Source organism: Amycolatopsis sp. NBRC 101858 (assembly GCF_030269325.1).
In the GTDB taxonomy this organism is placed as follows: Bacteria; Actinomycetota; Actinomycetes; order Mycobacteriales; family Pseudonocardiaceae; genus Amycolatopsis; species Amycolatopsis ponsaeliensis.
Map to the genome: position 1 here is coordinate 2,492,934 of NZ_BSTD01000001.1, position 23,596 is coordinate 2,516,529.

The 23,596-nt window shown below is 68.9% G+C and carries 29 protein-coding genes and 2 tRNA genes; 14 read left to right on the forward strand and 17 right to left on the reverse strand.

What is annotated here, in order from left to right:
* Position 1: 1 nt before the first annotated feature.
* From gyrB to QSK39_RS12110, 4 genes are all read left to right on the forward strand, one after another.
* Positions 2-1,969 carry a DNA topoisomerase (ATP-hydrolyzing) subunit B gene (gyrB, locus tag QSK39_RS12095; protein ID WP_285477690.1) on the forward strand — a complete coding sequence of 656 codons (1,968 nt, stop codon included), beginning with the start codon at positions 2-4 and terminating at the stop codon, positions 1,967-1,969.
* A gap of 51 nt (positions 1,970-2,020) precedes the next feature.
* Positions 2,021-4,615 carry a DNA gyrase subunit A gene (gyrA, locus tag QSK39_RS12100; RefSeq protein WP_285477691.1) on the forward strand — a complete coding sequence of 865 codons (2,595 nt, stop codon included), beginning with the start codon at positions 2,021-2,023 and terminating at the stop codon, positions 4,613-4,615.
* Between the two features lie 38 nt (positions 4,616-4,653).
* Positions 4,654-5,343 carry a DUF3566 domain-containing protein gene (locus tag QSK39_RS12105; protein ID WP_285477692.1) on the forward strand — a complete coding sequence of 230 codons (690 nt, stop codon included), beginning with the start codon at positions 4,654-4,656 and terminating at the stop codon, positions 5,341-5,343.
* Between the two features lie 49 nt (positions 5,344-5,392).
* A tRNA-Ile gene (locus tag QSK39_RS12110) sits at positions 5,393-5,466 on the forward strand.
* 6 nt (positions 5,467-5,472) lie between these two features.
* Here the strand turns inward: QSK39_RS12110 and QSK39_RS12115 are convergent.
* The 9 genes from QSK39_RS12115 to QSK39_RS12155 form a co-directional block, all read right to left on the reverse strand.
* Positions 5,473-6,126, reverse strand: a complete 654-nt coding sequence (locus QSK39_RS12115; protein WP_285477693.1) for a pentapeptide repeat-containing protein — start codon at positions 6,124-6,126, stop codon at positions 5,473-5,475.
* Entirely contained in the window at positions 6,092-7,069 is a 978-nt protein-coding gene (locus tag QSK39_RS12120) for a pentapeptide repeat-containing protein (RefSeq protein ID WP_285477694.1), read from the reverse strand. The genes QSK39_RS12115 and QSK39_RS12120 overlap by 35 nt, the downstream gene beginning before the upstream one ends.
* A gap of 145 nt (positions 7,070-7,214) precedes the next feature.
* Complete coding sequence (locus QSK39_RS12125; RefSeq protein WP_353051043.1) at positions 7,215-7,757, reverse strand: site-specific integrase; 543 nt, start codon at positions 7,755-7,757, stop codon at positions 7,215-7,217.
* Positions 7,700-8,596, reverse strand: a complete 897-nt coding sequence (locus QSK39_RS12130) for an MmyB family transcriptional regulator (RefSeq protein WP_285477696.1) — start codon at positions 8,594-8,596, stop codon at positions 7,700-7,702. Before QSK39_RS12130 ends, QSK39_RS12125 begins: the two co-directional genes overlap by 58 nt.
* 58 nt (positions 8,597-8,654) lie before the next feature.
* Complete coding sequence (locus QSK39_RS12135) at positions 8,655-9,437, reverse strand: SDR family oxidoreductase (protein WP_285477697.1); 783 nt, start codon at positions 9,435-9,437, stop codon at positions 8,655-8,657.
* A 147-nt stretch (positions 9,438-9,584) separates the two neighbouring features.
* Positions 9,585-10,226, reverse strand: a complete 642-nt coding sequence (locus tag QSK39_RS12140) for a hypothetical protein (protein WP_285477698.1) — start codon at positions 10,224-10,226, stop codon at positions 9,585-9,587.
* Positions 10,223-10,402, reverse strand: coding sequence for a hypothetical protein (locus QSK39_RS12145; protein WP_285477699.1), 180 nt, complete (start codon positions 10,400-10,402; stop codon positions 10,223-10,225). The genes QSK39_RS12140 and QSK39_RS12145 overlap by 4 nt, the downstream gene beginning before the upstream one ends.
* A 79-nt stretch (positions 10,403-10,481) precedes the next feature.
* Positions 10,482-10,946, reverse strand: a complete 465-nt coding sequence (locus QSK39_RS12150; protein ID WP_285477700.1) for a nitroreductase family deazaflavin-dependent oxidoreductase — start codon at positions 10,944-10,946, stop codon at positions 10,482-10,484.
* Between the two features lie 21 nt (positions 10,947-10,967).
* The gene (locus QSK39_RS12155; RefSeq protein ID WP_285477701.1) at positions 10,968-11,408 is read right to left on the reverse strand and encodes a VOC family protein; all 441 of its coding nucleotides are present in this window, start codon (positions 11,406-11,408) and stop codon (positions 10,968-10,970) included.
* A gap of 406 nt (positions 11,409-11,814) precedes the next feature.
* On the opposite strand from QSK39_RS12155, the gene QSK39_RS12160 reads away from it, so the two are divergent.
* Complete coding sequence (locus QSK39_RS12160) at positions 11,815-11,982, forward strand: DLW-39 family protein (RefSeq protein WP_086679331.1); 168 nt, start codon at positions 11,815-11,817, stop codon at positions 11,980-11,982.
* Positions 11,983-12,009: 27 nt separating this feature from the next.
* Positions 12,010-12,082: transfer RNA gene (locus QSK39_RS12165), tRNA-Ala, on the forward strand.
* 180 nt (positions 12,083-12,262) lie between these two features.
* Here QSK39_RS12165 and QSK39_RS12170 read toward each other — a convergent pair.
* Genes QSK39_RS12170 through QSK39_RS12185 form a run of 4 tightly spaced genes read right to left on the reverse strand, consistent with a single transcriptional unit; the run spans position 12,263 to position 16,116 of the window.
* Positions 12,263-13,651, reverse strand: coding sequence for an alpha/beta fold hydrolase (locus tag QSK39_RS12170; protein WP_285477702.1), 1,389 nt, complete (start codon positions 13,649-13,651; stop codon positions 12,263-12,265).
* A gap of 33 nt (positions 13,652-13,684) precedes the next feature.
* Complete coding sequence (locus QSK39_RS12175) at positions 13,685-14,812, reverse strand: SMP-30/gluconolactonase/LRE family protein (RefSeq protein WP_285477703.1); 1,128 nt, start codon at positions 14,810-14,812, stop codon at positions 13,685-13,687.
* A 52-nt stretch (positions 14,813-14,864) separates the two neighbouring features.
* Complete coding sequence (locus tag QSK39_RS12180; RefSeq protein WP_285477704.1) at positions 14,865-15,503, reverse strand: pyridoxine/pyridoxamine 5'-phosphate oxidase; 639 nt, start codon at positions 15,501-15,503, stop codon at positions 14,865-14,867.
* A 1-nt stretch (position 15,504) separates the two neighbouring features.
* Positions 15,505-16,116: a hypothetical protein gene (locus QSK39_RS12185; RefSeq protein WP_285477705.1), complete on the reverse strand. Its 612-nt coding sequence runs from the start codon at positions 16,114-16,116 to the stop codon at positions 15,505-15,507.
* An 82-nt stretch (positions 16,117-16,198) separates the two neighbouring features.
* Here QSK39_RS12185 and QSK39_RS12190 point away from each other — a divergent pair, with 82 nt between their 5' ends.
* Positions 16,199-16,732, forward strand: a complete 534-nt coding sequence (locus tag QSK39_RS12190) for a DUF2020 domain-containing protein (protein WP_285477706.1) — start codon at positions 16,199-16,201, stop codon at positions 16,730-16,732.
* 148 nt (positions 16,733-16,880) lie between these two features.
* On the forward strand, positions 16,881-17,333 hold the full coding sequence (locus tag QSK39_RS12195; protein WP_285477707.1) for a DUF6918 family protein: 453 nt from the start codon (positions 16,881-16,883) through the stop codon (positions 17,331-17,333).
* Positions 17,334-17,397: 64 nt separating this feature from the next.
* On the opposite strand, the gene QSK39_RS12200 is transcribed toward QSK39_RS12195, so the two are convergent.
* A complete protein-coding gene (locus QSK39_RS12200; protein ID WP_284743409.1) occupies positions 17,398-17,934 on the reverse strand; it encodes a hypothetical protein in 537 nt (178 codons plus the stop codon).
* An 89-nt stretch (positions 17,935-18,023) separates the two neighbouring features.
* Between QSK39_RS12200 and QSK39_RS12205 the strand changes: the two genes are divergently transcribed.
* Both QSK39_RS12205 and QSK39_RS12210 read left to right on the forward strand, forming a co-directional pair.
* A complete protein-coding gene (locus tag QSK39_RS12205; RefSeq protein WP_284743408.1) occupies positions 18,024-18,548 on the forward strand; it encodes a peptidylprolyl isomerase in 525 nt (174 codons plus the stop codon).
* A gap of 31 nt (positions 18,549-18,579) precedes the next feature.
* Positions 18,580-19,545, forward strand: a complete 966-nt coding sequence (locus QSK39_RS12210; protein WP_285477708.1) for a rhomboid family intramembrane serine protease — start codon at positions 18,580-18,582, stop codon at positions 19,543-19,545.
* Here QSK39_RS12210 and QSK39_RS12215 read toward each other — a convergent pair.
* Positions 19,542-19,919, reverse strand: a complete 378-nt coding sequence (locus QSK39_RS12215; protein ID WP_285477709.1) for a PH domain-containing protein — start codon at positions 19,917-19,919, stop codon at positions 19,542-19,544. The genes QSK39_RS12210 and QSK39_RS12215 overlap by 4 nt on opposite strands.
* Before the next feature lie 112 nt (positions 19,920-20,031).
* Positions 20,032-20,298 (reverse strand): cell division protein CrgA, encoded by a 267-nt coding sequence (gene crgA / locus QSK39_RS12220; protein ID WP_284743405.1) that lies wholly within the window; start codon positions 20,296-20,298, stop codon positions 20,032-20,034.
* A gap of 183 nt (positions 20,299-20,481) precedes the next feature.
* Here crgA and QSK39_RS12225 point away from each other — a divergent pair, with 183 nt between their 5' ends.
* The 4 genes from QSK39_RS12225 to QSK39_RS12240 are packed head-to-tail and all read left to right on the forward strand — an operon-like array spanning position 20,482 to position 23,142.
* Positions 20,482-21,549, forward strand: coding sequence for a class E sortase (locus QSK39_RS12225; RefSeq protein ID WP_502873264.1), 1,068 nt, complete (start codon positions 20,482-20,484; stop codon positions 21,547-21,549).
* Positions 21,549-21,704: a hypothetical protein gene (locus QSK39_RS12230; RefSeq protein WP_284743404.1), complete on the forward strand. Its 156-nt coding sequence runs from the start codon at positions 21,549-21,551 to the stop codon at positions 21,702-21,704. Before QSK39_RS12225 ends, QSK39_RS12230 begins: the two co-directional genes overlap by 1 nt.
* Entirely contained in the window at positions 21,677-22,156 is a 480-nt protein-coding gene (locus tag QSK39_RS12235) for a protein-tyrosine phosphatase family protein (protein ID WP_285477710.1), read from the forward strand. The genes QSK39_RS12230 and QSK39_RS12235 overlap by 28 nt, the downstream gene beginning before the upstream one ends.
* Positions 22,153-23,142 (forward strand): LLM class flavin-dependent oxidoreductase, encoded by a 990-nt coding sequence (locus tag QSK39_RS12240; protein WP_285477711.1) that lies wholly within the window; start codon positions 22,153-22,155, stop codon positions 23,140-23,142. Before QSK39_RS12235 ends, QSK39_RS12240 begins: the two co-directional genes overlap by 4 nt.
* Here QSK39_RS12240 and QSK39_RS12245 read toward each other — a convergent pair.
* Entirely contained in the window at positions 23,111-23,503 is a 393-nt protein-coding gene (locus QSK39_RS12245; RefSeq protein WP_257922765.1) for an SCO5389 family protein, read from the reverse strand. The two genes, QSK39_RS12240 and QSK39_RS12245, sit on opposite strands and share 32 nt — an antisense overlap.
* Between the last annotated feature and the right edge of the window lie 93 nt (positions 23,504-23,596).

Consider the following 23,596-nt stretch of genomic DNA (forward strand, 5'->3'; position numbering starts at 1 on the left):
GGTGACCGAGAACAAGAGCGAGTACAACGCGTCGTCGATCACGGTGCTCGAAGGCCTCGAAGCGGTCCGCAAGCGCCCCGGTATGTACATCGGTTCCACCGGTGAACGCGGGCTGCACCACCTCGTCCAGGAAGTCGTCGACAACTCGGTCGACGAAGCCATGGCCGGGTACGCCACCAAGGTAGAGGTTACCCTCCTCGCCGACGGCGGGGTGCGCGTCGTCGACGACGGCCGCGGCATCCCGGTCGACATGCACCCCAAGGAGAACAAGCCGACCATCGAGGTCGTGCTCACCCAGCTGCACGCGGGCGGCAAGTTCGACAGCGACTCCTACGCGGTGTCCGGCGGCCTGCACGGCGTCGGCATCTCCGTGGTGAACGCGCTGTCGACGAAGCTGCTCGCCGAGGTCAAGTACGGCGGCCGCAGCTGGCGCCAGCTGTACACCGACCAGATCCCGGGGCCCCTCGAAGACCTCGGCCCGGCGACCGAGACCGGGACGACGATGACGTTCTGGGCCGACGGCGGCATCTTCGAGACCACGACGTACAACTTCGAGACGATCTCGCGCCGCCTCCAGGAGATGGCGTTCCTCAACAAGGGGCTGACGCTGTCCCTGCGCGACGAGCGCGTCGCCGACGAGGAGACCGAGGAAGACGCCGAAGGCAAGGTCGCCCGCGTCAAGGAGAAGGTCTACTGCTACCCGGGCGGGCTCGAGGACTTCGTCAAGCACATCAACGGCAGCAAGGACCCGATCCACCCCAGCGTGATCTCCTTCGACGCGAAGGGCACCGGCCTCGAGGTCGAGGTCGCGATGCAGTGGAACACCGGCTTCACGCCGTCGGTCTACACGTTCGCCAACACGATCAACACGCACGAGGGCGGCACCCACGAAGAGGGCTTCCGCGCCGCGCTGACCCGCGTCGTCAACTCCTACGCGCGCGACAAGAAGCTGCTCAAGGAGAAGGACGCCAACCTGACCGGTGACGACGTGCGCGAGGGTCTCGCCGCGATCGTCTCGATCAAGCTGGGCGAGCCGCAGTTCGAGGGCCAGACCAAGACCAAGCTGGGCAACAGCGAGGCCAAGACGTTCGTGCAGCAGCAGTCGAACGAGTGGCTGGCGGACTGGTTCGAGCGCAACCCCACCGAGGCCAAGACGATCATCAACAAGTCGATCTCCTCGGCGCAGGCCCGGATGGCCGCGCGCAAGGCGCGTGACCTCGTCCGCCGCAAGGGCGCGCTGGAGATCGGCGGCCTGCCCGGCAAGCTCAAGGACTGCCGCTCGACCAACCCGGCGGAGTGCGAGCTCTACATCGTGGAGGGCGACTCGGCCGGCGGCTCGGCCAAGGAAGGCCGCGACTCGATGTACCAGGCGATCCTGCCGATCCGCGGCAAGATCATCAACGTCGAGAAGGCCCGCATCGACCGCGTCCTCAAGAACACCGAGGTCCAGTCGCTGATCACCGCGCTGGGCACCGGCATCCACGACGAGTTCGACCTGTCGAAGCTGCGCTACCACAAGATCGTGCTGATGGCCGACGCCGACGTCGACGGCCAGCACATCACCACGCTGCTGCTCACCCTGCTGTTCCGCTTCATGGCGCCGCTGATCGAGCACGGCCACGTCTTCCTGTCGCGGCCGCCGCTGTACAAGATCAAGTGGCCGCGGGCGGAGCCGGAGTACGCGTACTCCGACCGCGAGCGCGACGCCGTCATCCAGGCGGGTGTCGAGGCCGGCAAGCGGCTCCCGAAGGACGACGCGATCCAGCGCTACAAGGGTCTCGGCGAGATGAACGCCGAAGAGCTGTGGGAGACCACGATGGACCCGGCGAACCGGCTGCTGGGCCAGGTCACGATGGACGACGCCGCCCAGGCGGACGAGCTGTTCTCGGTCCTGATGGGCGAGGACGTCGAGGCCCGCCGGTCGTTCATCACGCGCAACGCCAAGGACGTGCGCTTCCTGGACGTGTAGGCGTTCCCCCGCTCTTTGTCCCGCTAGGACTCTCCACTCGAGAAGGACCTCATGACGGAAACTCTGCCGCCGGCTCCGGAACACGACCGGATCGAGCCGGTCGACATCCAGCAGGAGATGCAGCGCTCCTACATCGACTACGCGATGAGCGTCATCGTGTCGCGGGCGCTGCCGGACGTGCGGGACGGCCTCAAGCCGGTCGCCCGCCGGATCCTGTACTCGATGTTCGACTCCGGTTTCCGGCCGGACCGCGGGTACAACAAGTGCTCCCGCGTCGTCGGCGACGTCATGGGCAACTACCACCCACACGGTGACTCGGCGATCTACGACGCGCTGGTCCGGCTCGCCCAGCCGTGGTCGCTGCGGTACCCGCTGATCGACGGCCAGGGCAACTTCGGCTCGTCGGGCAACGACCCCGCGGCCGCCATGCGGTACACGGAGTCCCGGCTCGCGCCGCTGGCCATGCAGATGCTGGCCGACATCGAAGAAGACACCGTCGACTTCTCCGACAACTACGACGGCCGCACGCAGGAGCCGGACGTCCTGCCGTCGCGGTTCCCGAACCTGCTGGTCAACGGCGGTTCCGGGATCGCGGTCGGGATGGCGACCAACATCCCGCCGCACAACCTGCGCGAGGTCTCCGAAGGCGTCGTCTGGGCATTGGAGAACCCGGAGGCGACCGACGACGAGCTGCTGGCCGCGCTGCTGGTGCGCGTCAAGGGCCCGGACTTCCCGACCCGGGCGATGATCCTCGGCACGTCCGGCATCGAGGACGCCTACCGCACCGGCCGCGGCTCGATCCGGATGCGCGCGGTCGTCGAGGTCGAAGAGGACGCGAAGGGCCGCACGATCCTGGTCGTGTCCGAGTTGCCGTACCAGGTCAACCCGGACAACCTGGTCGAGAACATCGCGAACCTCGTCCGCGACGGCAAGCTCACCGGCATCGCCGACATCGCCGACGAGTCCAACAGCCGCTCGGGCATGCGGATCGTCGTCACGATCAAGCGCGACGCGGTCGCGAAGGTCGTGCTGAACAACCTCTACAAGCACACCCAGCTGCAGCAGAACTTCGGCGTCAACATGCTGGCCCTGGTCGACGGCGTGCCGCGCACGCTGCGGCTCGACCAGATCATCCGGCACTACGTGAAGCACCAGGTCGAGGTCATCGTCCGGCGGACCCGGTTCCGCCTGAAGAAGGCCGAAGAGCGGGCCCACATCCTGCGTGGGTACGTCAAGGCCCTCGACATGCTCGACGAGGTCATCGCGCTGATCCGGCGGTCGCCGTCCGCCGACGAGGCCCGGCCGGCCCTGATGGAGCTGCTGGACGTCGACGAGATCCAGGCCACCGCGATCCTCGACATGCAGCTGCGGCGCCTGGCCGCCCTGGAGCGCCAGCGGATCATCGACCAGCTGGCCGAGATCGAGCTGGAGATCGCCGACCTCAAGGACATCCTCGAGAAGCCGGAGCGGCAGCGCGCGATCATCCGCGACGAGCTGATGGCGATCGTCGAGAAGTACGGCGACGACCGGCGCACGAAGATCATCGGCTTCAGCGGCGACGTCACCGACGAAGAGCTCATCGCCGTCGAGGACGTCGTCGTCACGATCACCCGCACGGGGTACGCCAAGCGAACGAAAACCGACCTGTACCGCTCGCAGAAGCGCGGCGGCAAGGGCGTGCAGGGCGCGACGCTGAAGCAGGACGACATCGTCCAGCACTTCTTCGTCTGCTCGACGCACGACTGGATGCTGTTCTTCACGAACAAGGGCCGCGTCTACCGGACCAAGGCGTACGAGCTGCCCGAGGCCAACCGCAACGCACGCGGCCAGCACGTGGCGAACCTCATGGCGTTCCAGCCGGACGAGCAGATCGCCCAGGTCATCCAGATCAAGAACTACGAGGTCGCGCCGTACCTGGTGCTCGCCACCCAGCGCGGCCTGGTGAAGAAGACCAAGCTCACCGACTTCGACTCGAACCGCTCCGGCGGCCTCATCGCCATCAACCTGCGCGAGGGCGACGAGCTGGTGGGCGCGGTGCTGGCGTCAGCGGAGGACGACCTGCTCCTGGTGTCGGCCGAAGGCCAGTCGATCCGCTTCCACGCGACCGACGAGGCACTGCGGCCGATGGGCCGCCCGACGTCCGGTGTGCTGGGCATGCGGTTCAACGACGGTGACGAGCTGCTCGGCATCAGCGTGGTCAAGGAGGACAAGTTCCTGCTGGTCGCGACGGACGGCGGGTACTCCAAGCGGACGCCGATCGAGGACTACCCGGTCCAGGGCCGCGGCGGCAAGGGTGTGCTCACCATTCAGCACGACCGCAAACGTGGCAGGCTGGTGGGTGCGCTCATCGTCGACGCCGAGGACGAGCTGTACGCGATCACCTCGAGCGGCGGCGTGATCCGCACGCCGGCGGGCGACGTGCGCAAGGCAGGGCGGCAGACGAAGGGGGTCCGGCTGATGAATCTCGGCGAAGGAACCACTCTTCTCGCGGTCGCACGCAACGCGGACGAGCCCTCGGACGTCGCCAATGGCGACGACAACGCGGAAGCCGAAGTCACGGCGGAGGGCACGGCGGAAGCCGTGACGGAAACCGTGGCCGAGACGACAGCAGCGGACGAAGAAACGACGGCGCCGCCGGAGCAGTGAGACGGCGTCACCACGGCACGGGTAAGGACTGACTCTTCGTGACACCATCCGAGAATCCCGAGGCAGCGGGTTCGAACGGGACTCCGGCGAGCCCGCCCTGGCAGCGGGTCGGCAAGGACGGCGACTCCGAGGCAACGGTGAAGCTGGCCACGGATGAGGCGCTGTACAAACCCGAGCCGGCGGCCGAGGAGACCCAGCCGGTCTCCCCGGAGCAGCGCCCGGTGGTGACCGGCAGCGCGGCGCCTCGCCTGTTCGGCGGAAGTGGAGACACCCCGCCGAGCGGCGAGCCGTCCGCGGCCGCCGTCCCCTCGGCGTCCTCCCAGCGAGCCCGGCCCAGCGCTTTGCGGCGCCCGGGCCGCGGCCCGCGCCGGGCATCACTGCAGGTGAAGCGCTTCGACCCGTGGTCGGTGCTCAAGCTGTCCCTGGTACTGGGCGTTGCGATGTTCTTCGTCTGGCTGGTGGCGGTCGGCGTCCTGTACACGGTCCTCGACGGCATGGGCGTCTGGGACAAGCTGAACGGAACGTACTCGTCCCTGGTGGGCGGCGAAGGCGCCAACGCATCCTCGGAGCCGCTGATCAGCGCGGGCCGGGTGTTCGGCATCGCGGCCATCCTGGGAGCGATCAACATCGTCCTGGTGTCGGCCCTGGCCACGGTCAGCGCGTTCATCTACAACGTGTCAGCCGACCTCGCGGGCGGCCTCGAAGTCACGCTGTCGGAACGGGAGTAACCCGGTTGCAGGGCCCCTTCGGGGGTCCTGTAAAGTTCTCCTCGTTCAGGGGCCTATAGCTCAGGCGGTTAGAGCGCTTCGCTGATAACGAAGAGGTCCCAGGTTCAAGTCCTGGTAGGCCCACGCAGGTCAAGCCCGGTTCGCGCATGCGCGAACCGGGCTTTTGCGTGACCTGGGTGACCAAGTGGGTGACTGCCGCTCTGAGGGAGCGTCGGTCTCGCCAGCAGTTGCGTGCACGTCGCTTTCGTTCACGACGATGCTCGCGACGGTCCTGCGGTCCTGCGAATGGCTGGTGAGTATGACATTAGTAAACCTAGCTTTCTCTGCGACTCCTCGATTGATCGTCGGGAGAGCACCTGTGAAGGTCGCGCGGTCGAACGAGGCATCACCAGTGAAGATCGCGCGGTCGAACGAGGCATGACCGCTGAAGGTCGCGTTGTCGAACCGGGCCTTCCGAGCGAAGGTCGCGCCGCGAAACCAGGCGTGGTCGGCGAAGGTCGCGCCGGGGAAATCCGCGTTGCGGATGAAGGTCGCGCCGCGGAACGAGACGCGTTCGGTGAAGGTCGCGACGTCAAACGCCGCGTTGCGGGTGAAGGTGGCGCCGTTGAACGAGGCGTGGTCGGTGAAAGTCGCTTCATTGAACCAGGCGTGGTCGGTGAAGGTGACATCTGCGAACGAGGCGTCGCGGGTGAAGGTCGCTTCGCCGAACCAGGCTTGACCGGCGAAGATCGCGCCGTCGAACCAGGCGTTACCGGGTAAAGGTTGCGATGTCGAACGAGGCACCGCGGGTGAAGGTCGCGCGGTCGAACGAGGCGTCGCCGGTGAAAGTCGCGTTGTCGAACGCCGCCTCCCGGGCGAAGGTTGCGCCGTCAAAACGGCAATTCCGCGGTCGGCAGTCCCTCAAGGTGAAGTCGATCAGGTGCGCGTTGGTGAAGTCGAGGTCGATGTCGTCCCAGAACTTCCGGCGGTTCCGCGGGGCAAGGTGATCGGTGAGAATTCGTTGGCCTGCAAGTCGAACCTCGCGTTCCTGGACTCGTTCCTGATCAGCCATGCTGTCGTTCGCCGGTTCCAAGCTGGATGGCGCGTGGGGCATGCGCAGGTAGGCGCAAATGACGTTGACGATGCTCTGTCGTTGTCCTGGATTGTCGTGGGCGAGCCGTTCGAGGGCATAGAGGCCAGCCAGGCGTACCGGTGCTTCAGCCGAGCCGAGCTGGTCGGCGGCCTTGGCGTATAGCTCAGTGACGTTTTTCTCGGTCGCGTCACTCTCGCTGTGCCACTGCCGCCGCACCGCTAGCAGGAGTGCGAAGATGCCCGTGGTGCCGGCGCCGATGCCTAGACCGGTCTTGATTGCGTCGACCCGCGCGGCGCCGGGGTCCTTTGCTGCGGTGGCCTCACCTAGTAGCCAGTTGGTCGCGACCCAGGCCACGATGACCACCACGATTGCGGCACCAACGACGGCCCACCAGCTCATCCCCGATGCCCGCGTCCGCGGTGCATGCTGCCCACGCATCCGCCAACTAGCAGCGGCCATACCTGCCCCGGCAGCGGCGAACAGAGCCAGCGGCACGGCGTGAGCGCGTGCCCACCAGCCCAACGCCAACCAGTCAATCCACCCGAACAGCACCGTTATCCCGGCCAGCAGGGCCGCGCCGCTGAGCACCAGCGTTCCGCGCGCTAACGCCCAGTCCAATGCTGGCAGGTTGGGGACCTTCGGCATCCACTTCATCACTAACGATCAGTCGTCGCCGAACGACCCAGTGCTACACCCAGGGTCCGGGCCGGCAGCAACCGACGGTTGGTAGGCCCGCAGGTCAGGGCCGGTTCGAGAACGTCGAACCGGCCCTTGGAACCTGGTGGTCAGATGGGAGTAGCTACGCCACCGAATCCGGGAAGATCGCGTCCATCGCTTTCGCGCCGTCTTGGATCACCGGCCGCAACTGGTGGCGGTAGACCAGTTCGGTCACCTTCGTGTCCGAGTGCCCCACCAGCCGCGAGATCTCCTCGATGGTGAGCCCGCTGTCGGAGAGCAGAGACACGAAGCTATGGCGCAGCTCACGCGGTGTCCAGTCCTTCGGTTCGAGGCCCGCAAGCTTCAAGATGCGTCGGAAGCCGCGCCGGACGTTGGCCGTGTCGAGCTGCGTCCCGACGTCCGACGCGAACACGATCCCGAGTTCTTGCCACCGGTCGCCGGCCGACTCGCGCTGACGCTTCTGGCGGAGCTTTTGTCGCTTCAGGGCATCGACCGCCCGACCGGGAAGCGCGAGCGAACGTCGTGACTCTTGGTCTTCGTGTCCCCACCCGCCTTGCCCTGATAACGAAGGGCTCCCAGGTTCAAGTCCTGGTAGGCCCACGCAAGTCAAAGCCCGGTTCGCATATCGCGAGCCGGGCTTTTGCGTGACTGGTCGGCCGCCCACGATGCCAACAGGGCCAGACCGTCCGCGGTCGGCGTGCCGGTGGGTGCGGTGTAGACGGTCAGGTGCAGGCCGGGGTCGGTAGGCAGCTCCATCGACTCGGCGTCCAGGTCGAGCCGGCCCACTACCGGATGGTGAAACCGCTTGCGTCCGGACCGGTGGAGCCGAACGTCCTGCGATGCCCACCGCTGCCGAAACAGTTCACTGCGCGTCGACAACTCGCCGACCAGGGCGATCAGTTCCTCGTCATGCGGATTGCGGCCGGCTTCCATGCGTAGCTTCGCGGCCACGTCGCAGGCGATTCGGTCGTAGTCGACGAAGAACGTTTCCGCCGCCTTGGGATCCAGGTACACGAACCGCGCGGTGTTCGCCGGCTGTCGTGTGTCGGCCAATACCGGTGAATACAGCGCGCGGGCGAGGTGGTTCATGGCCAGCACGTCATAGCGGCCGTTGCAAATCCACGCCGGCGCGTCGGTGATGGCGTCGAGCACCTGCTGAAGCGCCGGACGCACCGTCGCGGCGGGGCGCCGGCGGCGTGGACCGCCGGGTGCCCTGGACTGCCGCGCGAGGTGGAACAGGTGGTCGCGCTCGGCCTCGTCGAGTTGCAAGGCAGCCGCCAGCGCGTCGAGCACCCCGTCGGAAGCGCCGGTGAGGCTGCCGCGTTCCATGCGCACGTAGTAGTCGACTGACACCCCTGCCAGCAGAGCTACCTCTTCGCGACGCAGACCTTTGACCCGGCGGTTGCCGCCGTAGGCGGGCAGTCCGGCCCGCTCGGGCGTGATCCGCGCGCGACGGGAGCTCAGGAATTCCTTGATCTCGGTGCGCGGATCGATCGTGGTCATCCCTTCACGGTAGGTCCTGTCCGCAGGTGAAGGGAGGTTCTGCGGGTACCCCCGACGCCTAGGTACCCGATGCGGTCGTGGCGATGCCGCCGTCGACCGGGATGACGGTGCCCGTGAGGTAGGACCCGGCCCGGCCGGCGAGGAACACGGCGATACCGGCCATGTCGTCGTCGCGGCCGAGCCGGCGCAGAGGGGCCTTCGCCGCGATCGTGTCGCCGACGGCCTCGAGCGTGGACGCCATCATCTGCGACGGGAACGGTCCTGGGGCCACCGCGTTCACCGTGACGTGCTGGGGGCCCAGTTCCCTGGCGAGCACCCTGGTGAGCTGGTGGAGTCCCGCCTTGCTGCTGGCGTAGGAATAGTTGGGCGACTCGGCGACGTGGATGGCGGCGATACTGCCGATGTTGACGATCCGTGCGGGATCATCGGCGGTGCCCGCCCGCCGAAGTGCCGGGAGCAGCGCCTGCACCAGCCAGAACGGCGACTTGAGGTTGAGGTCGATCACCGTGTCCCAGGCCTCGTTCGGAAACGTCTCCAGCGGCTCGCGCCACATCGCTCCCGCGTTGTTGACGAGGATGTCCAGGCGTTCCGAGCCGGCCTCGACAAGATCGGCGAGGCGCCGACACTCCTCGTACCTGGACAGGTCGGCGGGAATTGCTTGAACGTCGCCGAATTCGGAAAGCTGCCGCTGTGCCTCCGCGCACGTGTCTGTGTTGCGTGAGCTGACGACGACTCGAGCGCCCGCCTGCAGAAGGCCACGCGCGATCATCATCCCGATTCCCTTGGTGCCGCCCGTGACAAGTGCGTGTTTCCCACTCAGATCGAAAAGGTTGTCCGCCATTGGTCTTTTACTTCTCCTCTGTAGCCGGGAGCCGACTCAAAGAGGCTGACAGGCGGTTTGGACGTCGGGGAGATTCTGGTGATACAGGTACTGCGAGAGCCACCCTTGTCTGGTGCGCCGGCTCACGCTGCACCGGCGTGGCTGGTCTCAGTCCTTTTCCAAGAGGTACCGAACGCGGGTCAGGTAGGCCTCGTCGTGGGAGTCCGCGCCGTTGTACAGGCCGTGGTCCTCGGACACGTGGACCAGCCGCCACCCCTCTTGCTTCCGCTTGTTCAGCTCACCCAGGGCTTCGCTGATCGGGTAGCCGTGATCATCGAGTGTCACGATCTCCCCGGGGAGGGCCTCCGTGGTGTCCGCGGTGATGAACAAGCCTTGCCACACCCGTCGTTCTTCGGAGTTCTGCTGGAACCAGGTATCGAACGGCACAGTCTCCGGTTTCGGCAGGGCGGGGAAGCGCCTGGCTGTTTCGTCCCGGATGAATCGTTCCGCCTGGCCGGCCGGCACGGTGTGGACAACCCCATCCAGGGTCACCCTTTCGCTGCCGGCCAGACGCTTTCGTTCCTTCCAGGTCGCCGGGGGCTCGTGGATCACCGCCGAGTCCATGAATTTCGATCTGGCCTTTCGGCGCCTCTCCAGTTCCCTCTGGTAGTCGAGGTTGGCCGGCTCGATTACCGTCTTCGCGTAGTAGTCCGCCGCGGTTTCCCGGTTGACGTAGCGGCTCTCTCCATCGTCGGTGATCTTGACGCCGGTGTACCTGTGCCGCCGGAACGCCAAAGTCCCGTAGGTCATCGCGCAGGCTCGTCCGTCTTGCCGGGCAGAACATCGCCTCCGTCGTGCGCACCGGTCGACGACACGTTCATCAACAGCAGGAAGGCAGTCCGCCGTCGGCGCCGGTCCTGTGCCGCCGCTGCGATGGCAGCCATCCTCTGCTGTTCCAACACGATCAATTCCACAGGCATCGACATGTTCGGACCTCAGGCGAGTGGGCGGCATTCCAACGCCTCAGGGGTCGCCCGCCATCGTCTGCCCGTTACGCCGGCCGGTTCACGGCACCGGGTTGGCAAGAGTCTGCGGGGTCAGCAGGACGATCGGGATTTCTCGGTCCGTCTTCTCCGCGTATTCGTCGTACAGCGGGAAGATCTCGGCCATCTGGGTCCACAAGGGACCTCGCTCGGCCGGGGTGGCCACCCGGGCTCGGGCGGTCAGGCGGCGGGTTCCCACCTGGACTCCCACGCTCGGGTTCGCCTGGAGGTTCTTGAACCACTCCGGGTTCTCGTCCTCGCCGGCCTTGGAGGCGACGACCACGAAGTCGTCGCCTGCCTTGCCGTAGATCAGGCACGTGCGGCGGGGCGTGCCCGTCTTGCGGCCCGTTGTCGCGAGGATCAGCGTGTACACGCCGTTCGACTCGTGGCCCTTGGTGCCGCCCGAGTCCAGGTATGTGCGGGTTTGCTCGGCTACCCAGTCCCACTGGGAATCCGTGGCGCGGTCGAGGTCGTCTGCGGTGGCCATCGTGGGGTCCTTTCCAGCGGTTCAGGCGAGTTCTTCGGCCAGCGCGATGATGATGCCTTCGGGGCCGCGGACGTAGGCGAGCCGATAGCCGTTTTCGTACTCGACCAGGTCGCCCATCAGCTCGGCGCCGTGGGGTCGCAGCCGGGGCAGGACTTCGGCGAGGTTGTCGACCGCGAACATGATGCGCCGGAAGCCGGGGGTGTTGACCGGGGCGTTCGGCTCGGCGGTGGCGGGGGACGCCGGCGTGTGGAACTTCATCAGTTCGAGCCGGCCGTGGCCGTCCGGGGTTCGCACCACCGCCAGGTCGCAGCGGACGTCGTCGAGTGCGACGAGGCGGTCCACGTCCGGGCCCTCGACCGTTGCCTTGCCCTCGAGCTCCAGACCGAGCTCGAGGAAGAACGCGATGACCGCCTCCATGTCGTGGACGACGAGGCCGATGTTGTCGAGCCGCTGGATTGTCATGGGTTTCTCCCCTGGTCACGCGGCCCTCGTGGCCGCTCGTGCCCCTGGGACGGAGCCGGCACCGCGTTCTCGACACGGATACAGGTCAGCCCTGCCGGGAAGAGAATGTACCGGCAGGGCTGAGCGGTCACGGTCGATGCGCGCCACGGTCGCCTCTCGGCGATGAGGCGCTTCGCGGCTCCAGCCGGACGGAACTCCGCGAAGGCAGTGGTTGAGGCCCGGGGGACACGGTGGGCGCACCGACCAGTGGGTATAACGAGACACCCCGCCTCGGTATTTCCCTCCACATGTGACCTGCGTTACCTGCGCAATCGTGGTTCCACGTGGAACCACCGCCCCCGACGGCGCTCGGCGCCGGTGCAGTAACATCGCCGGGTAAGGGAAGCAAGCTGAGAAGGGGGCTTCGGTGAAGAAGCTGCTGGCACTCGCGGTCATCGCGGGCGGCGTCCTGTTCGTCGTGAAGCGCAACAAGGCGGCCAAGGCCGAGGCCGACCTGTGGCGTGAGGCGACCGCGCCGGTCCCCTCGAACAACGGCACCACCCCGGCCAAGCCGGCGGGTGCGTCCCACAACTGAGTTTTCCGCGGGCGTCAGCCCGCACCCGGGGCTGTAGCTCAATTGGTAGAGCACCGCCTTTGCAAGGCGGGGGTCAGGGGTTCGATTCCCCTCAGCTCCACCCCGAAATCCCGGCGTAGCCTGGCTGCGTGGGATGGCTGATCAAGCGCGTGGATCTTCCCGTCGTCCAGGTCGATCGTGGTGGGTTCGCCACCTACCACGGGCCTGGGCAGCTCGTCGGCTAGCTCGTCGTCGACGTCACCGGCCGACGGCGAGGTGCGGGACGCCGTCTTCGAGAGCCTTACTTCAGGAAGCTGATCACCGCGTCCCGGCCTGCGTGGCCGCGCTCGCGGTTCTGGATCGAGTGCGACTCGCCTGGGACGATCACCAGTTTTCCTTGTGGCGCGAAGGCGGCCTCCTCGCGCGCCCACTCCAGTGGCGTCGACAGGTCGCGGTCGCCGTTCAGCAGCAGCACCGGGACGTTCGGCAGCTTCGACGCCGGGTTCGAGCCGACGCGCTCCGCCGGCCACGGCAAGCAGCCCTGGATGAAGCCCTGCTGCGTCGCCACTTCCGTCGTGTACGGCCACGTCGCCGACGCCGGCAGTGCACGCGCGGTCAGCGACAACAGTGGCTGCCGCAATCCGACCGGTGTCGACGACGTGCCCCACGGGAAACGCTGGTCCGCGCACAGCGTTGCCGCGTGCAAGCCCGAGCTGAAGGACGCCGGTGGCACGTCCTCGGTCGTGTAGCCGGTAACCAGCTGATCCAGCCAGTCGGGCGAACCGGTGCGCGCCGCGTGCAGGGCGCCGATGACGTCGCCCGCGTCGGGGGAGCGGTAAGTCGGGTCCGAGAACTCGTACGCCACGATCGCGTCGAAGATCTTCACGCCGTCGGCCACGCTTCGGTGGCGCACCACCCACGCCAGGTCCTCGGCCGGGTCGAAACCGCAGGCCGGGGCCACCGCGCACGCCGCGCGCAGCACGCGGGCCTCGGCCGTCAGCCCGGTCAGGTAGAGGGAGTCCGACGCGGAAGCGTGGTGCGGCAGCACGGAGTCGAGGACGACCTTGCTGACGTTGCCCGGGTGCGCGACCGCGTACCGCGCCGCCGTGAACGAGCCGTACGAGACGCCGTCGACCACCATCTTCGGCACGCCCAGCGCCTGCCGGAGCCGGTCGAAGTCCGCGACGGTCTGGTCGGTCGAGTACAGCGGAGCCGTGTCACCGAGGATGCGCGCGCACTCGGTGACCGCATCGCGTGTCGGCGTCGCGATGTCCGAACTGCCGATCTGCGCCTGCAGCTCCGGGCAGTTCAGCGCGCCGGCGCCGGTCCCGCGCTGGTCGAGCATGACGATCCGGTAGTCCTTCGCGACTTCCGGCAGCCGTTGGGTCGCGATCCGCGTGATGGTGCCGACGCCGCCCTGCCCGGGCCCGCCGGTGAGGAACAGCAGCACGCCCTTCGGCGCGGTCACGTTGTCGGACGTCGCGACCGGCAGGTCGAGCGTGCCCGGCCGGCGGCCGGTGTGGTCGAACGGCACGGTCAGCGTCGAGCAGGTGAAGCCCGGCTGTCCCGGGCACGGGTGCGGGTCCGTCAGCTTCGGTCGTCCCCCAGGACGCGCGTCGGCCGCGGCCACACCCCCGAGTGCGGCAGTCAACGCCAGGACCAGCCCGGCGGTCAGCAGTTTCGAACGCATGATCCATCATGCGCACAGCCGCCCGTCCGCGGTCTACCCCCGGACGCAGGAGATCTTCCCCCGCACCGGGCCCGCGGGGTTCGCTTCGCCCGCCGTGTTCGGGGCGTTGTCGCGGCGGTTGCCGTCGGAGTTCGTGACGCACAGACGGCCGTCCGGGAGCAGCACCGGGCTGGTCGGGAACTCCAGCGGCCCCGCGTTGCGCAGCTTCGACGTCGCGTCGGCCAGGTTGCGGAAGTACTCGACGACGCGGCCGTCGCGGCGGGCCAGCACGATCGCGTTGCGCTCGTTCGCCGCCGTCCAGACGTTGCCCGCGCGGTCGAGGACGATCCCGTCGGCGCCTTCGAGGTACGGGTGCTGCACCTCGAGGTCGTCCAGGCACAGCGTGTCCGCCGGGAACGCGACGTCGCAGCCCGTCGCCGCGCGTGGGCGGCCGGAGCGGTCCATCGGCACGCGCCAGAGCGCGCCGCGTGCCGTGTCCGCCACGAGCAGCGTGCCGTCCGCGGTGAACGCCAGGCCGTTGGCGACGATGTGCTGCGAACCCGCGGTGTCCGCGGCGGTCCGGCCGTTCGGGGTGATCGTGACCGTGCCGGGTGGCAGGCCACGCACGTCCCGGCCGATCCCGCCGGGGAGCACGTCGCTGACCATCGGCTGCACCCGGAACTGTTCGAGCGCGACGCCGTCCGCGCCCGCCCGCCAGACCCGGCCCTGGCCGGTGCCGCCGTCGGAGATCCAGAGCGCGCCCGACCGGTCGAACGCCAGGCCGTTCGCGCCCGGGACCCCGCTCGTGAACACCGTCGCCGCCGGGGGGTTCGCCGCGTCCGGCACGAACGACACCACGGTTTCGCCGTTCGCGACGTACAGCCGGCCACGGCGGTCGAACGCCAGCCCGGCGGGGCTGCACGGCGCCGGGATCGTGCCGACGACGGCGGCCGGGCCGCCGGTGGCCGCGACGCGGTAGACCGGGCACGGGTCGGCGCCGCGGGCCGGGGCGTAGAGGTTGCCGCGGCCGTCGGTGGTCAGGCCTTCGATCCCGAGCGGCGATGCGAACACCGTCTCGAAGACGGCGGGGTGCTGGGCCGAGGAGACTTCACCGGCGGAAGCACCGGACAACAGCCCGGCGGTGAGCGCGGCGGTGGCGGCGAGGACGACGGTGCGGCGCATGCGGGGCCTCCGTTTTGTCGGATTTCCTGCCTACGCCGCCGCGCCCGGACCGTCAAGGCCAGAGGCGCTCGCGGACCCAGCCGCCGTCGGTCTTCCGGTACCGCAGCCGCACGTGCCTGCGGTCGTGGCTCGCCTGCCAGAACTCGACCTCGTCCGGGTCGACGAGGTACCGCGTCCACGTTTCCGGGGCGGTGTCCGGGTTTTCCGAGACCCAGCGCCGGGCTTCCGCGGCCGCCGCGTCGAGGTCCGCCGGGTCGTGCAGCACCTGGGACTGGTGCCCGATGAACGCCTCGACGCGCGACGCCGGCGGCCGCGCCAGGAAGTCCGCCGCGGACACCTCGGGCGCCGCGGGGGTGACCGGGCCGCGCAGCCGGACCTGGCGGCCTCGCCCAGGCCAGAAGAACGTCAGCGCGGCGCGCGGGTCCTTCCGCAGCTGCAGCCCCTTCGGGCTTTCCGAGCTGGTGGCGACCGCCCAGCCGGCCGGCCCGACGTCCTTGAGGATCACCACGCGCGCGTCCGGCGCGCCATCGGCGTCCACAGTGGACAGTGTGACGGCGTGCGGCGCCAGCACGTGCTCGCCGGCTTCGGTCAGCCACTCGACGAAGAGCGCCTGCGGGTCCGGGGCCGCCGTTTCCGGTGTGAACACGGGAAGTTCTTCCGGGAACGAGGGCCATCCGCGCAACGCGACCATGTCAGTAACCGTACGGCTGCTGTCCCGGCGGCGGGTAGCTGGGCGCCTGCGGCCCGGCGGCCGGCGGGGGCGGCACTGGCGGCTGCTGCGGCTGGACCTGCGCCTGCTGCCACTGCACCTGCTGGTAGGCCTCGGCGGGAGGCGGGAAGCAGAACGTCAGCTTGGCGCGGATCGCGCCGTGCATCGCGGCGCCCCACATCTTCCCGCCGGTGAAGGCGTACGTCTGGCCGGCGGTGAGGTCCACGGCGACCATCCGCGTCTCGCCGCCGAACTGGTTGCTCGTCTTCGCCGACGCGGCCTGCGCGGCGTCCGGGTGCACGTGCTGCCCGACGAGCCCGGCGATGACGACCGAGGCCGCGGTCCAGCCCATGGTGCCGACCAGGTTGGCGCGCGCGTACTGCGTGGCGCGGCCGGTGAAGTCGTACAGCGCGGCCGCGCTGATCTCGGGGACGGCCGCGGCGATGACGCAGTAGTTCATCGTCGAGAGCATCACGGACTCGGCGAACAACCCGACGGGGCAGAGCGCGGGCCCGATCTGCACGGACCCGAAGCTGCCGCCGGACCGCTGGATGCGCTCGGCCACCACGCCGAGGTACTGCTCGGGGGTAAGCACGATGCCATGTTCGCACGGCCGGCCGTCTCGGCGGATTCAGCCAGCGGGTTTCACACATGCTTCATGGTTGACTGTGCGCGCTATGCGACGACTCGTACTTCTCGCGCCCGCCGTGCTGCTGCTGGCCGGCTGCGGCCCCTCCATCGTGTCCGGGACGGCGACCCCCAGCCCGCCGTCGGCGTCCGCCGGTACGGCCGCGGGTTCGGAGCTGCCGCCGGACCCCCAGCCGTCCGCGACCGAGGACTGCCCGTACCTCGACAGCGAGTTCGTGGCCGACTCGAACGGCCAGCACGTGTCGAAGGTGCGGGTGTCGGCGGACAAGCCGCACCCGGCGTGCTTCTTCTACCGCCCGGACGGGAAGATCCAGCTCACCGTCCGGGTCTACGTCGGGGACGCGAAGACGGCGACGGCGCTGGTCAACAAGGTGGCGCCGGTCGACTCGTCCAACCCGGCGAGCGACCCGGCGGGCTGGAAGGGCGGCTACGAGTCGACCGATGACGGTGCCGTCTACGCGGTCTCGAAGGGTACCGCGGCGGTCATCGCGACCACTAACCAAAAGCAGAGCGTGAAGGCACGCACAGTGGTCAAGAAGGCTATCGCTGCCCTTAAGCTCTAGGTAGCGGGCTCCACACGGGTGAGTGATGTTGATCTTGTATTACCCTGTGCGTCACGCGCAGGCTTCGTGGACTCGCGCACCGCAGCCATCGGGGGATCCCCACCCCCGGGGGCCGGGCACAAAATCTGCAACGACAAAGGACTAGATCGTGGCTGACACCCTCAAGGAAATCCTGCTCGACTCCAGCCGTCGCCCGGCTGTCGTGACCGACTTCGAGACCCTCGTCGACGCCGAGGTCTCGGACAAGGGCGGCGTCTCGGGTGCCGTCGTCAAGACCGGCTTCGCCGCGGTCAAGAAGATCAAGCCGGGCATCATCCCCTCGGCCGTCGACACGCTGCTGCCGGACTTCGCCACCGCGCTCGAGCCGTTCTACGGCGACTACCGCGCCCAGGGCGGCAACGACTTCGGTGCCTACCTGACCAGCCGCTCGGACGAGGCTTCCGACGCGCTGCTGAGCGTCACCGACTCGCGCGCGGAGCGCAGCAGCCGTGACAGCATCAAGAAGGTCTACGGCAAGCTGCGCCCGAACGGCAAGAAGAACGTCGAGGAGGCCCTGCCCCGCCTCGGCCAGCTGATCGACAAGCACGCCGCCGCGGTCTGAGCGGACTCCAGGCACCACTGAAGAGGCCCCCGGGTGCACGCCCGGGGGCCTCTTCGTGTGCCGCTCAGTTCTTCTTCTCGGCGGGCGCCGGGGACGGCGCCTTGCCGTTCGCCTGCGGGCTCGGCTTCGCCGCTTCGGCGGGCTTCGGCGCGGGCGGGGTGGCCTTCGGCGGCGCGGGCGCGACCGGCGGCTCCTGCTTCGAGCGGAGGACGTAGGCGGCACCGGCACCGACCACGACCAGGCCGAGCAGCCACGGCCAGCGGCGACGGCTGCGCGTCCCCTTGGCGGCGGCCTTCGCCTCGACGACCGCGGCCGCGAAGTCCTTCCTCGCCGCCTTGAAGTCCTTCTTGCCGCGGCGCTTCGACTCGCCGGCCGCCTTCGCGGCCTTGATGGCGGCCTTCTTCGCCTTGCGACCCGGCTTGCGCAGCTCGGACAGGCGGGCGAGTGCCTCCTGGCGAGCGGCCTTCGAGCTCTTCTTGAGCTCCTTGCGGGTGAGCTCGGTCTTCTTCGCGAGCTGCTTCTGCGCGCGCCGGCCGTGCTTGACGCCCTCGGAGACGAGTTTGTCGGCGGTCTCGGCGGCCTGGGCTGTCGCCCGGGACATGGACTTCACCTCATCATTCGTTTTGACACTGCTCTGTTACCCGTAACCTATCGTGCCCCTTTTCGCCGCCGCCCGCTGCTGATGGCACGATGAGACGCGTGAAAGCTACGCTGCACACCAACCAGGGTGACATCAACCTGAACCTGCTCCCCGACCACGCGCCGAAGACGGTCGCGAACTTCGTCGGGCTGGCGGAAGGCACCAAGGAGTACACCCAGCCGAACGCGGCGGGCACGAACTCCGGCCCCTTCTACGACGGTTCGATCTTCCACCGGGTCATCGACGGCTTCATGCTCCAGGGTGGCGACCCGACCGGCACCGGTCGCGGCGGCCCGGGCTACAAGTTCGGCGACGAGTTCCACCCGGAGCTGCAGTTCAGCAAGCCGTACCTGCTGGCCATGGCCAACGCCGGGCCCGGCACGAACGGCTCGCAGTTCTTCATCACCGTCGCGCCGACCACCCACCTGAACTTCCGGCACACGATCTTCGGTGAGGTGGCCGACCAGGAGTCGCGCAACGTCGTCGACGCGATCGGCCGTATCTCGACGGGGCCGGCGGACCGTCCGCTGACCGACGTCGTCATCGAGAAGGTCACGATCGACCACGAGGGCTGAGCCGGTCAGGTTTCGGTAGGTTGGTCTCATCGTGAGCCAACCGCCGAACCCCGCCGCGCAACCCCAGGCCGCACTCCCGGGGTGCTGGTGGCACCCCAACCGCCCGACCGGGCTGAGCTGTTCCCGGTGCGGGCGTCCGGCGTGCCCGGATTGCCTCCGCGAAGCCCCCGTCGGCTTCCAGTGCACCGACTGCGTCCACAGCGGCACCCAGCAGCAACGCCGGCAGCACCGCGGCTACCAGGAGGCCGGGTTCGGCCAGCGCACCGTCTTCGGCGCGCGGCTCTCCCAGTCGGTGCTCGTCACCCAGGCGATCCTCGCGGTCAACGTCCTGGTCTTCCTGATCACGGTCGTCCAGTCGGGGAGCTTGAACGACAACGAACTGTCGTCGCTCTTCCAGTACGGCGCCCTGTACGGTGACGCGACCCTCGGGCACAGCGAGTGGTGGCGCGTCCTCACCAGCGGGTTCCTGCACTTCGGGCCCATCCACATCGCGGTGAACATGTTCTCGCTGTGGATGATGGGCCGGTCGCTGGAGCAGGTCACCGGCCGCGCCCGCTATCTGGCGCTCTACTTCGTCTCCATGCTCGGCGCGTCGGCGGCGGTGCTGCTGTTCGGCGACCCCGGCGGCTTCCCCGGCACGGCGGGCGCGTCCGGTGCGCTGTTCGGCCTGATGGGCGCCTACGCGGTCACCGTGCTGAAGCTGCGCCTGAACCCCACCGGCCTCCTCATCACGCTCGCGCTGAACGCCTTCATCACCTTCGGCATCCCGGGCATCTCGATCTGGGCGCACGCCGGCGGCCTGGTGACGGGAGCGCTGGTCACCGTCGCGCTGCTCTACGCGCCGCAGGTCGACCAGGCGCGCTACCAGGCGATCGGCGTCGCGATCATCACCGTCGCGATCATCGGCCTGATGATCTACAAGGGTGCGCAGTTCCCGCCGGAGACCTGCCAGTTCGTCCAGTACCGCCAGGGCCTCTACTACACCTGCGGCGGTTAGCTGCGCGCCCGCAGCGTGCTGAGCACGTCCAGGACGTCGCGGGGGTCTTCGCCCAGTTCGAGCCACCCGAAGACGTATAGGTCGTCTTCGTGCTCGATCTCGAGCGTGACGCCGTCGCGGCCCAGCCGGCGGGTGGTGCGCAGCCGCGTGCGGGTCTGCGCCCAGGGCAGCCGCTGCGTGCCGTTCAGCGTCCGGGTCACCAGGCCCTCGGCGTCGGCGGCCAGGCGGGGCCGCACGAGCGTCGAATGGGTGGCGAACGCGCCGACGGCCAGCGTGGCCAGTGCGAAGAGCACCAGGCCGCCGCGGTCGCCGGTCAGCACGTCGGCCACCACGCCGACCAGCAGCAGCGCGGTGACCGCCCACGTCGATACCACAAGGGCCCGACGCGGTGCCCACGAGGTGGGGTAGTTATCCACAGGGGTTATCCACACTGGGGATGAGTCACACCGGTGTAATTCGGCGTCAAGCCGCCATTCGGAGTAATAATCAGCGCCAGCGCATGGTCATGAGGAGACCCGCGATCATCAGCGCGAACCCGCCGGCGAAGTTCCAGTTCCCCAGGTCGGCCATCCATGAGATCTTGTCCCCGGCGATGTAGTTCACCAGCAGCCAGATCAGGCCCAGGAGCATCATCCCGAACATCGGGATCTTCCAGGCGAGACCGGTGGGACCGGCCGCCCGCACCTTCACCGGCGTGCGCCGGTCGGCAGGCGGGGTGTAAGCCGTCTTCTTGCGGACCTTGGACTTGGGCATCGTGTTCCTCGCGGTGCTGTTCGGGCTGGTCGGTGGCGATGACCCGCTCGGGGTGCGCAACCAGCGCCACGTGCACACGTTAACGTAAACGACCGCAGGAAAGCAGCGGCCGGGAGTGGTCGGATTTCCCGTACCGTGACGTCGGGGTCACCAAGGGTCGGACGCGGCTTGAGAGGAGCTTGCGTGACTACGCGCGAAGGACCGGATGACGACCGGCGCAGAAACCCCGGGCAACGGCCCGTTCCCCAGCGCCGACCGGCCACGCCCCCGCGCGGGCAGCTGCCGCCCCGCCCGGCGCCGGGACAGCCTCCCCGGCGGCCGCAGGGCCCGCCGCCGCGCCGCTACACCAGCCCCGCCCCGCCGCCGGGCTCGGCCGAGGAGACGGTCGTGTTCGCCCCGGTCGGCAAGGGCGGCACCGCGACCAAGGAGAAGCCGCCCCCCGCACCCCTCGGCAAGGGTGGCGTGGCGATCCGGACGGCCGGCGAAATCCTCATCACGCTGGGCCTGGTCGTGCTGCTGTTCATGGTCTACGAGCTGTACGTGACCGACCTGTTCTCGGCGGGCAAGCAGTCCGAGGCGAGCGACCAGCTCGACGGCGAGTGGGCGCACGACCGCACGCTGCACCCCGAGCTGATCGACGGCAAGGCGTTCGCCCGCATCCACATCCCGACGTTCGGCGTCGACTACAACTTCACGATCCAGGAGGGCACCGACGACGCCTCCTTGGAGGTCGGCCCCGGCCACTACAAGGGCACGTCGCTGCCCGGCGAGCCCGGCAACTTCGCCGTCGCCGGCCACCGCGTCGGCAAGGGCGCCCCGTTCAACGACCTGGACAACCTCTCCTCCTGTGACCAGATCGTGATCGAGACCTCGACCGACTTCTACATCTACAAGGTCCTGCCCTACGACGACGAGATCGAGAACTGGGCGGGCGGCAAGGGTGCCGACCCGAAGTGCAAGGGCGTCTCCACCCTGCGCGACCCGAACGCCGAGGACGGCGGCGCGTACGACGAGACGTTCGGCCGCAAGGTCGTGCTGCCCAGCCAGGGCACCGCGGTGAACCCGGTCCCGTACAAGGGCGCCGACACGCTGCCGAAGGCCCAGCAGGCCGCGCTGCTCACGCTCACCACGTGCCACCCGCAGTTCTCCGCCCAGCAGCGGCTCATCATCACGTCGGTGCTGACCCAGCAGGTGCCGAAGAACCAGGTCAAGGACTACGGCGACCTGCTCTCGAAGATCGGGGAGGCCTGATGTACGGCTGGCTCTGGCGGAAGTTCCCCGGCCCGTTCGCGGTGAAGCTGACGATCGCCGTGGTCCTCGCGCTCGGCGTGGTCGCGCTGCTGATGTTCGTGGTGTTCCCGTGGCTCGAGCCGCGGCTGTGGTTCAACGAGGTCGCGGTCAACTGAGCCGGTACGCGGAGGACCCGGCCTGGAGCGAGGTCCGGCCGGGGCTCTGGATCGGCGGGCACACCCGGTTCGAGGTGACGGGTGAGGTGCCGGTGGTCGTCGCGCGCGAGTTCGACGTCGTGATCAGCCTTTACCGCCGCGAAGGCCACGGTCCGCCGGACGGCGTCGAGCACCACTGCGTCCCGATCCCGGACGGACCGCTGACCCCGGAGCAGCTCGAGCAGGTCGAGCGGCTGGCCGTGCTCGCCGCCGAGGCCGTGCGAGCGGGCCGCAAGACGCTCGTGCGCTGCCACGCCGGGTACAACCGGTCCGGCCTGGTGGTCGCGCGGACGCTCGTCGAGCTGGGGCTCGGGGTGACGGAGGCGATCGCGCTCGTCCGGGCCCGCCGTTCGCCGCGGGTGCTGCACAACGAGCTGTTCGTACGGTACCTGGGGAACGAGCTGGCCCCGTGAGGTTCGGGGTCTTCCTGGTCAGCGGCCGGTTCCCCGGTCAACGCGACTCCGACGTCCTCCGCCGGTCCGTCCGCGCCGCCGAGCTGGCCGAAGAAGCCGGCTTCGACGACGTCTGGTTCGCCGAGCACCACTTCGTGCCCTACGGCGTGTGCCCGTCCGCCGTCACGCTGGCCGCGCACGTCCTCGGCCGGACGTCGCGGATCGGGGTCGGGACCGCCGTCAGCGTCCTGTCGACCACGCACCCCGTGGCGCTGGCCGAGCAGTGGGCGATGCTCGACGCCGTTTCCGGTGGCCGGCTGCGGCTCGGCGTCGGGCGGGGTGGGCCGTGGCAGGACCTCGAGGTCTTCGGCGCCGGCCTGGACCGCTACGAGACCGGCTTCGAGGAGACCCTCGACGTCTTCCTGCGGGCCACCACCGGCCACGTGCACGCCAGGGGAAGGCACTTCGCGTTCCGGGAGGTGCCGCTGGTGCCGGCTCCGCCACGGCGGCCGGACGTCGTCGTGGCCTGCGGTGGGCCGGAATCGGCTGCGGTGCGGCAAGCGGCGGCGAGAAACCTGCCGCTGTTGCTCGGCTTGCACGCCGACGACGAAGAAAAGGCGAAAACCGTCGCGGCCTACGGAAAGCCCGCGGACCACGTCTCGACCGTGCTCTGCCAGGTGGGCGACGCCGACGTCGTCCGCACCGCGCTCCCGGCGTGGCTGAAGGACGGGCTCGGCGCGCACGTCACGGTCGACGGGCGGCCCGGGCCGTCACGAGATCCGGGGGAGTACACCGAACGGCTCTGCGGGATCCACCCCGTCGGCGACGCGGCCCACTGCGTCCGGACCCTGGAAACGAGCCTCCGGCGCACCGGCGTCTCCCACGTGCTGATGCTCGTGGAGGCGTCGGGTACGCCGGAGGGGACTTACGCGAACATCGCGCGGATCGGCACCGAGGTGCTGCCCGCGCTGCGGGCTAGCAGTCCCGCAGCTCCGGGCTCTGGTTGAGCAGCTGGCCGCGCGGCGAGACGAACGCGCGGTAGCGGTCGCCGTCGAGCTCGGAGTTCTTGAACACGGCGACCCGGTGGCAGTTCTGGAAGGCCAGCTTGACGCCGAAGTGGCGCTCGAGGCCGCCGCGGATGGCGTCCGAGGCCAGCGCCCGCAGCAGCTGCCCGCGGGCGGCTTCGCTCGGCGGCGGCGTCTCGTTGTCGGCGAAGCCGTCCGCCGCTCCCTCGGCGTCGGCGATGACGCCGGTGATGACCTCCCAGGCGTACGGCAGGGATTCCTTGACGCAGGTGACGAACTCGGCGTCGGTGACCTCCCCGCGCTCGGCCTTCTCCAGCAGCGCGGGTGACACGTCCAGGGACATCGAACCTCCAGTTTGAGCAGGGCCACTCTCCTGGCTACCGGCCGGGCGACCCCGCCACAAGAGAAAACGATGATCATCACCAATATGGCGGAA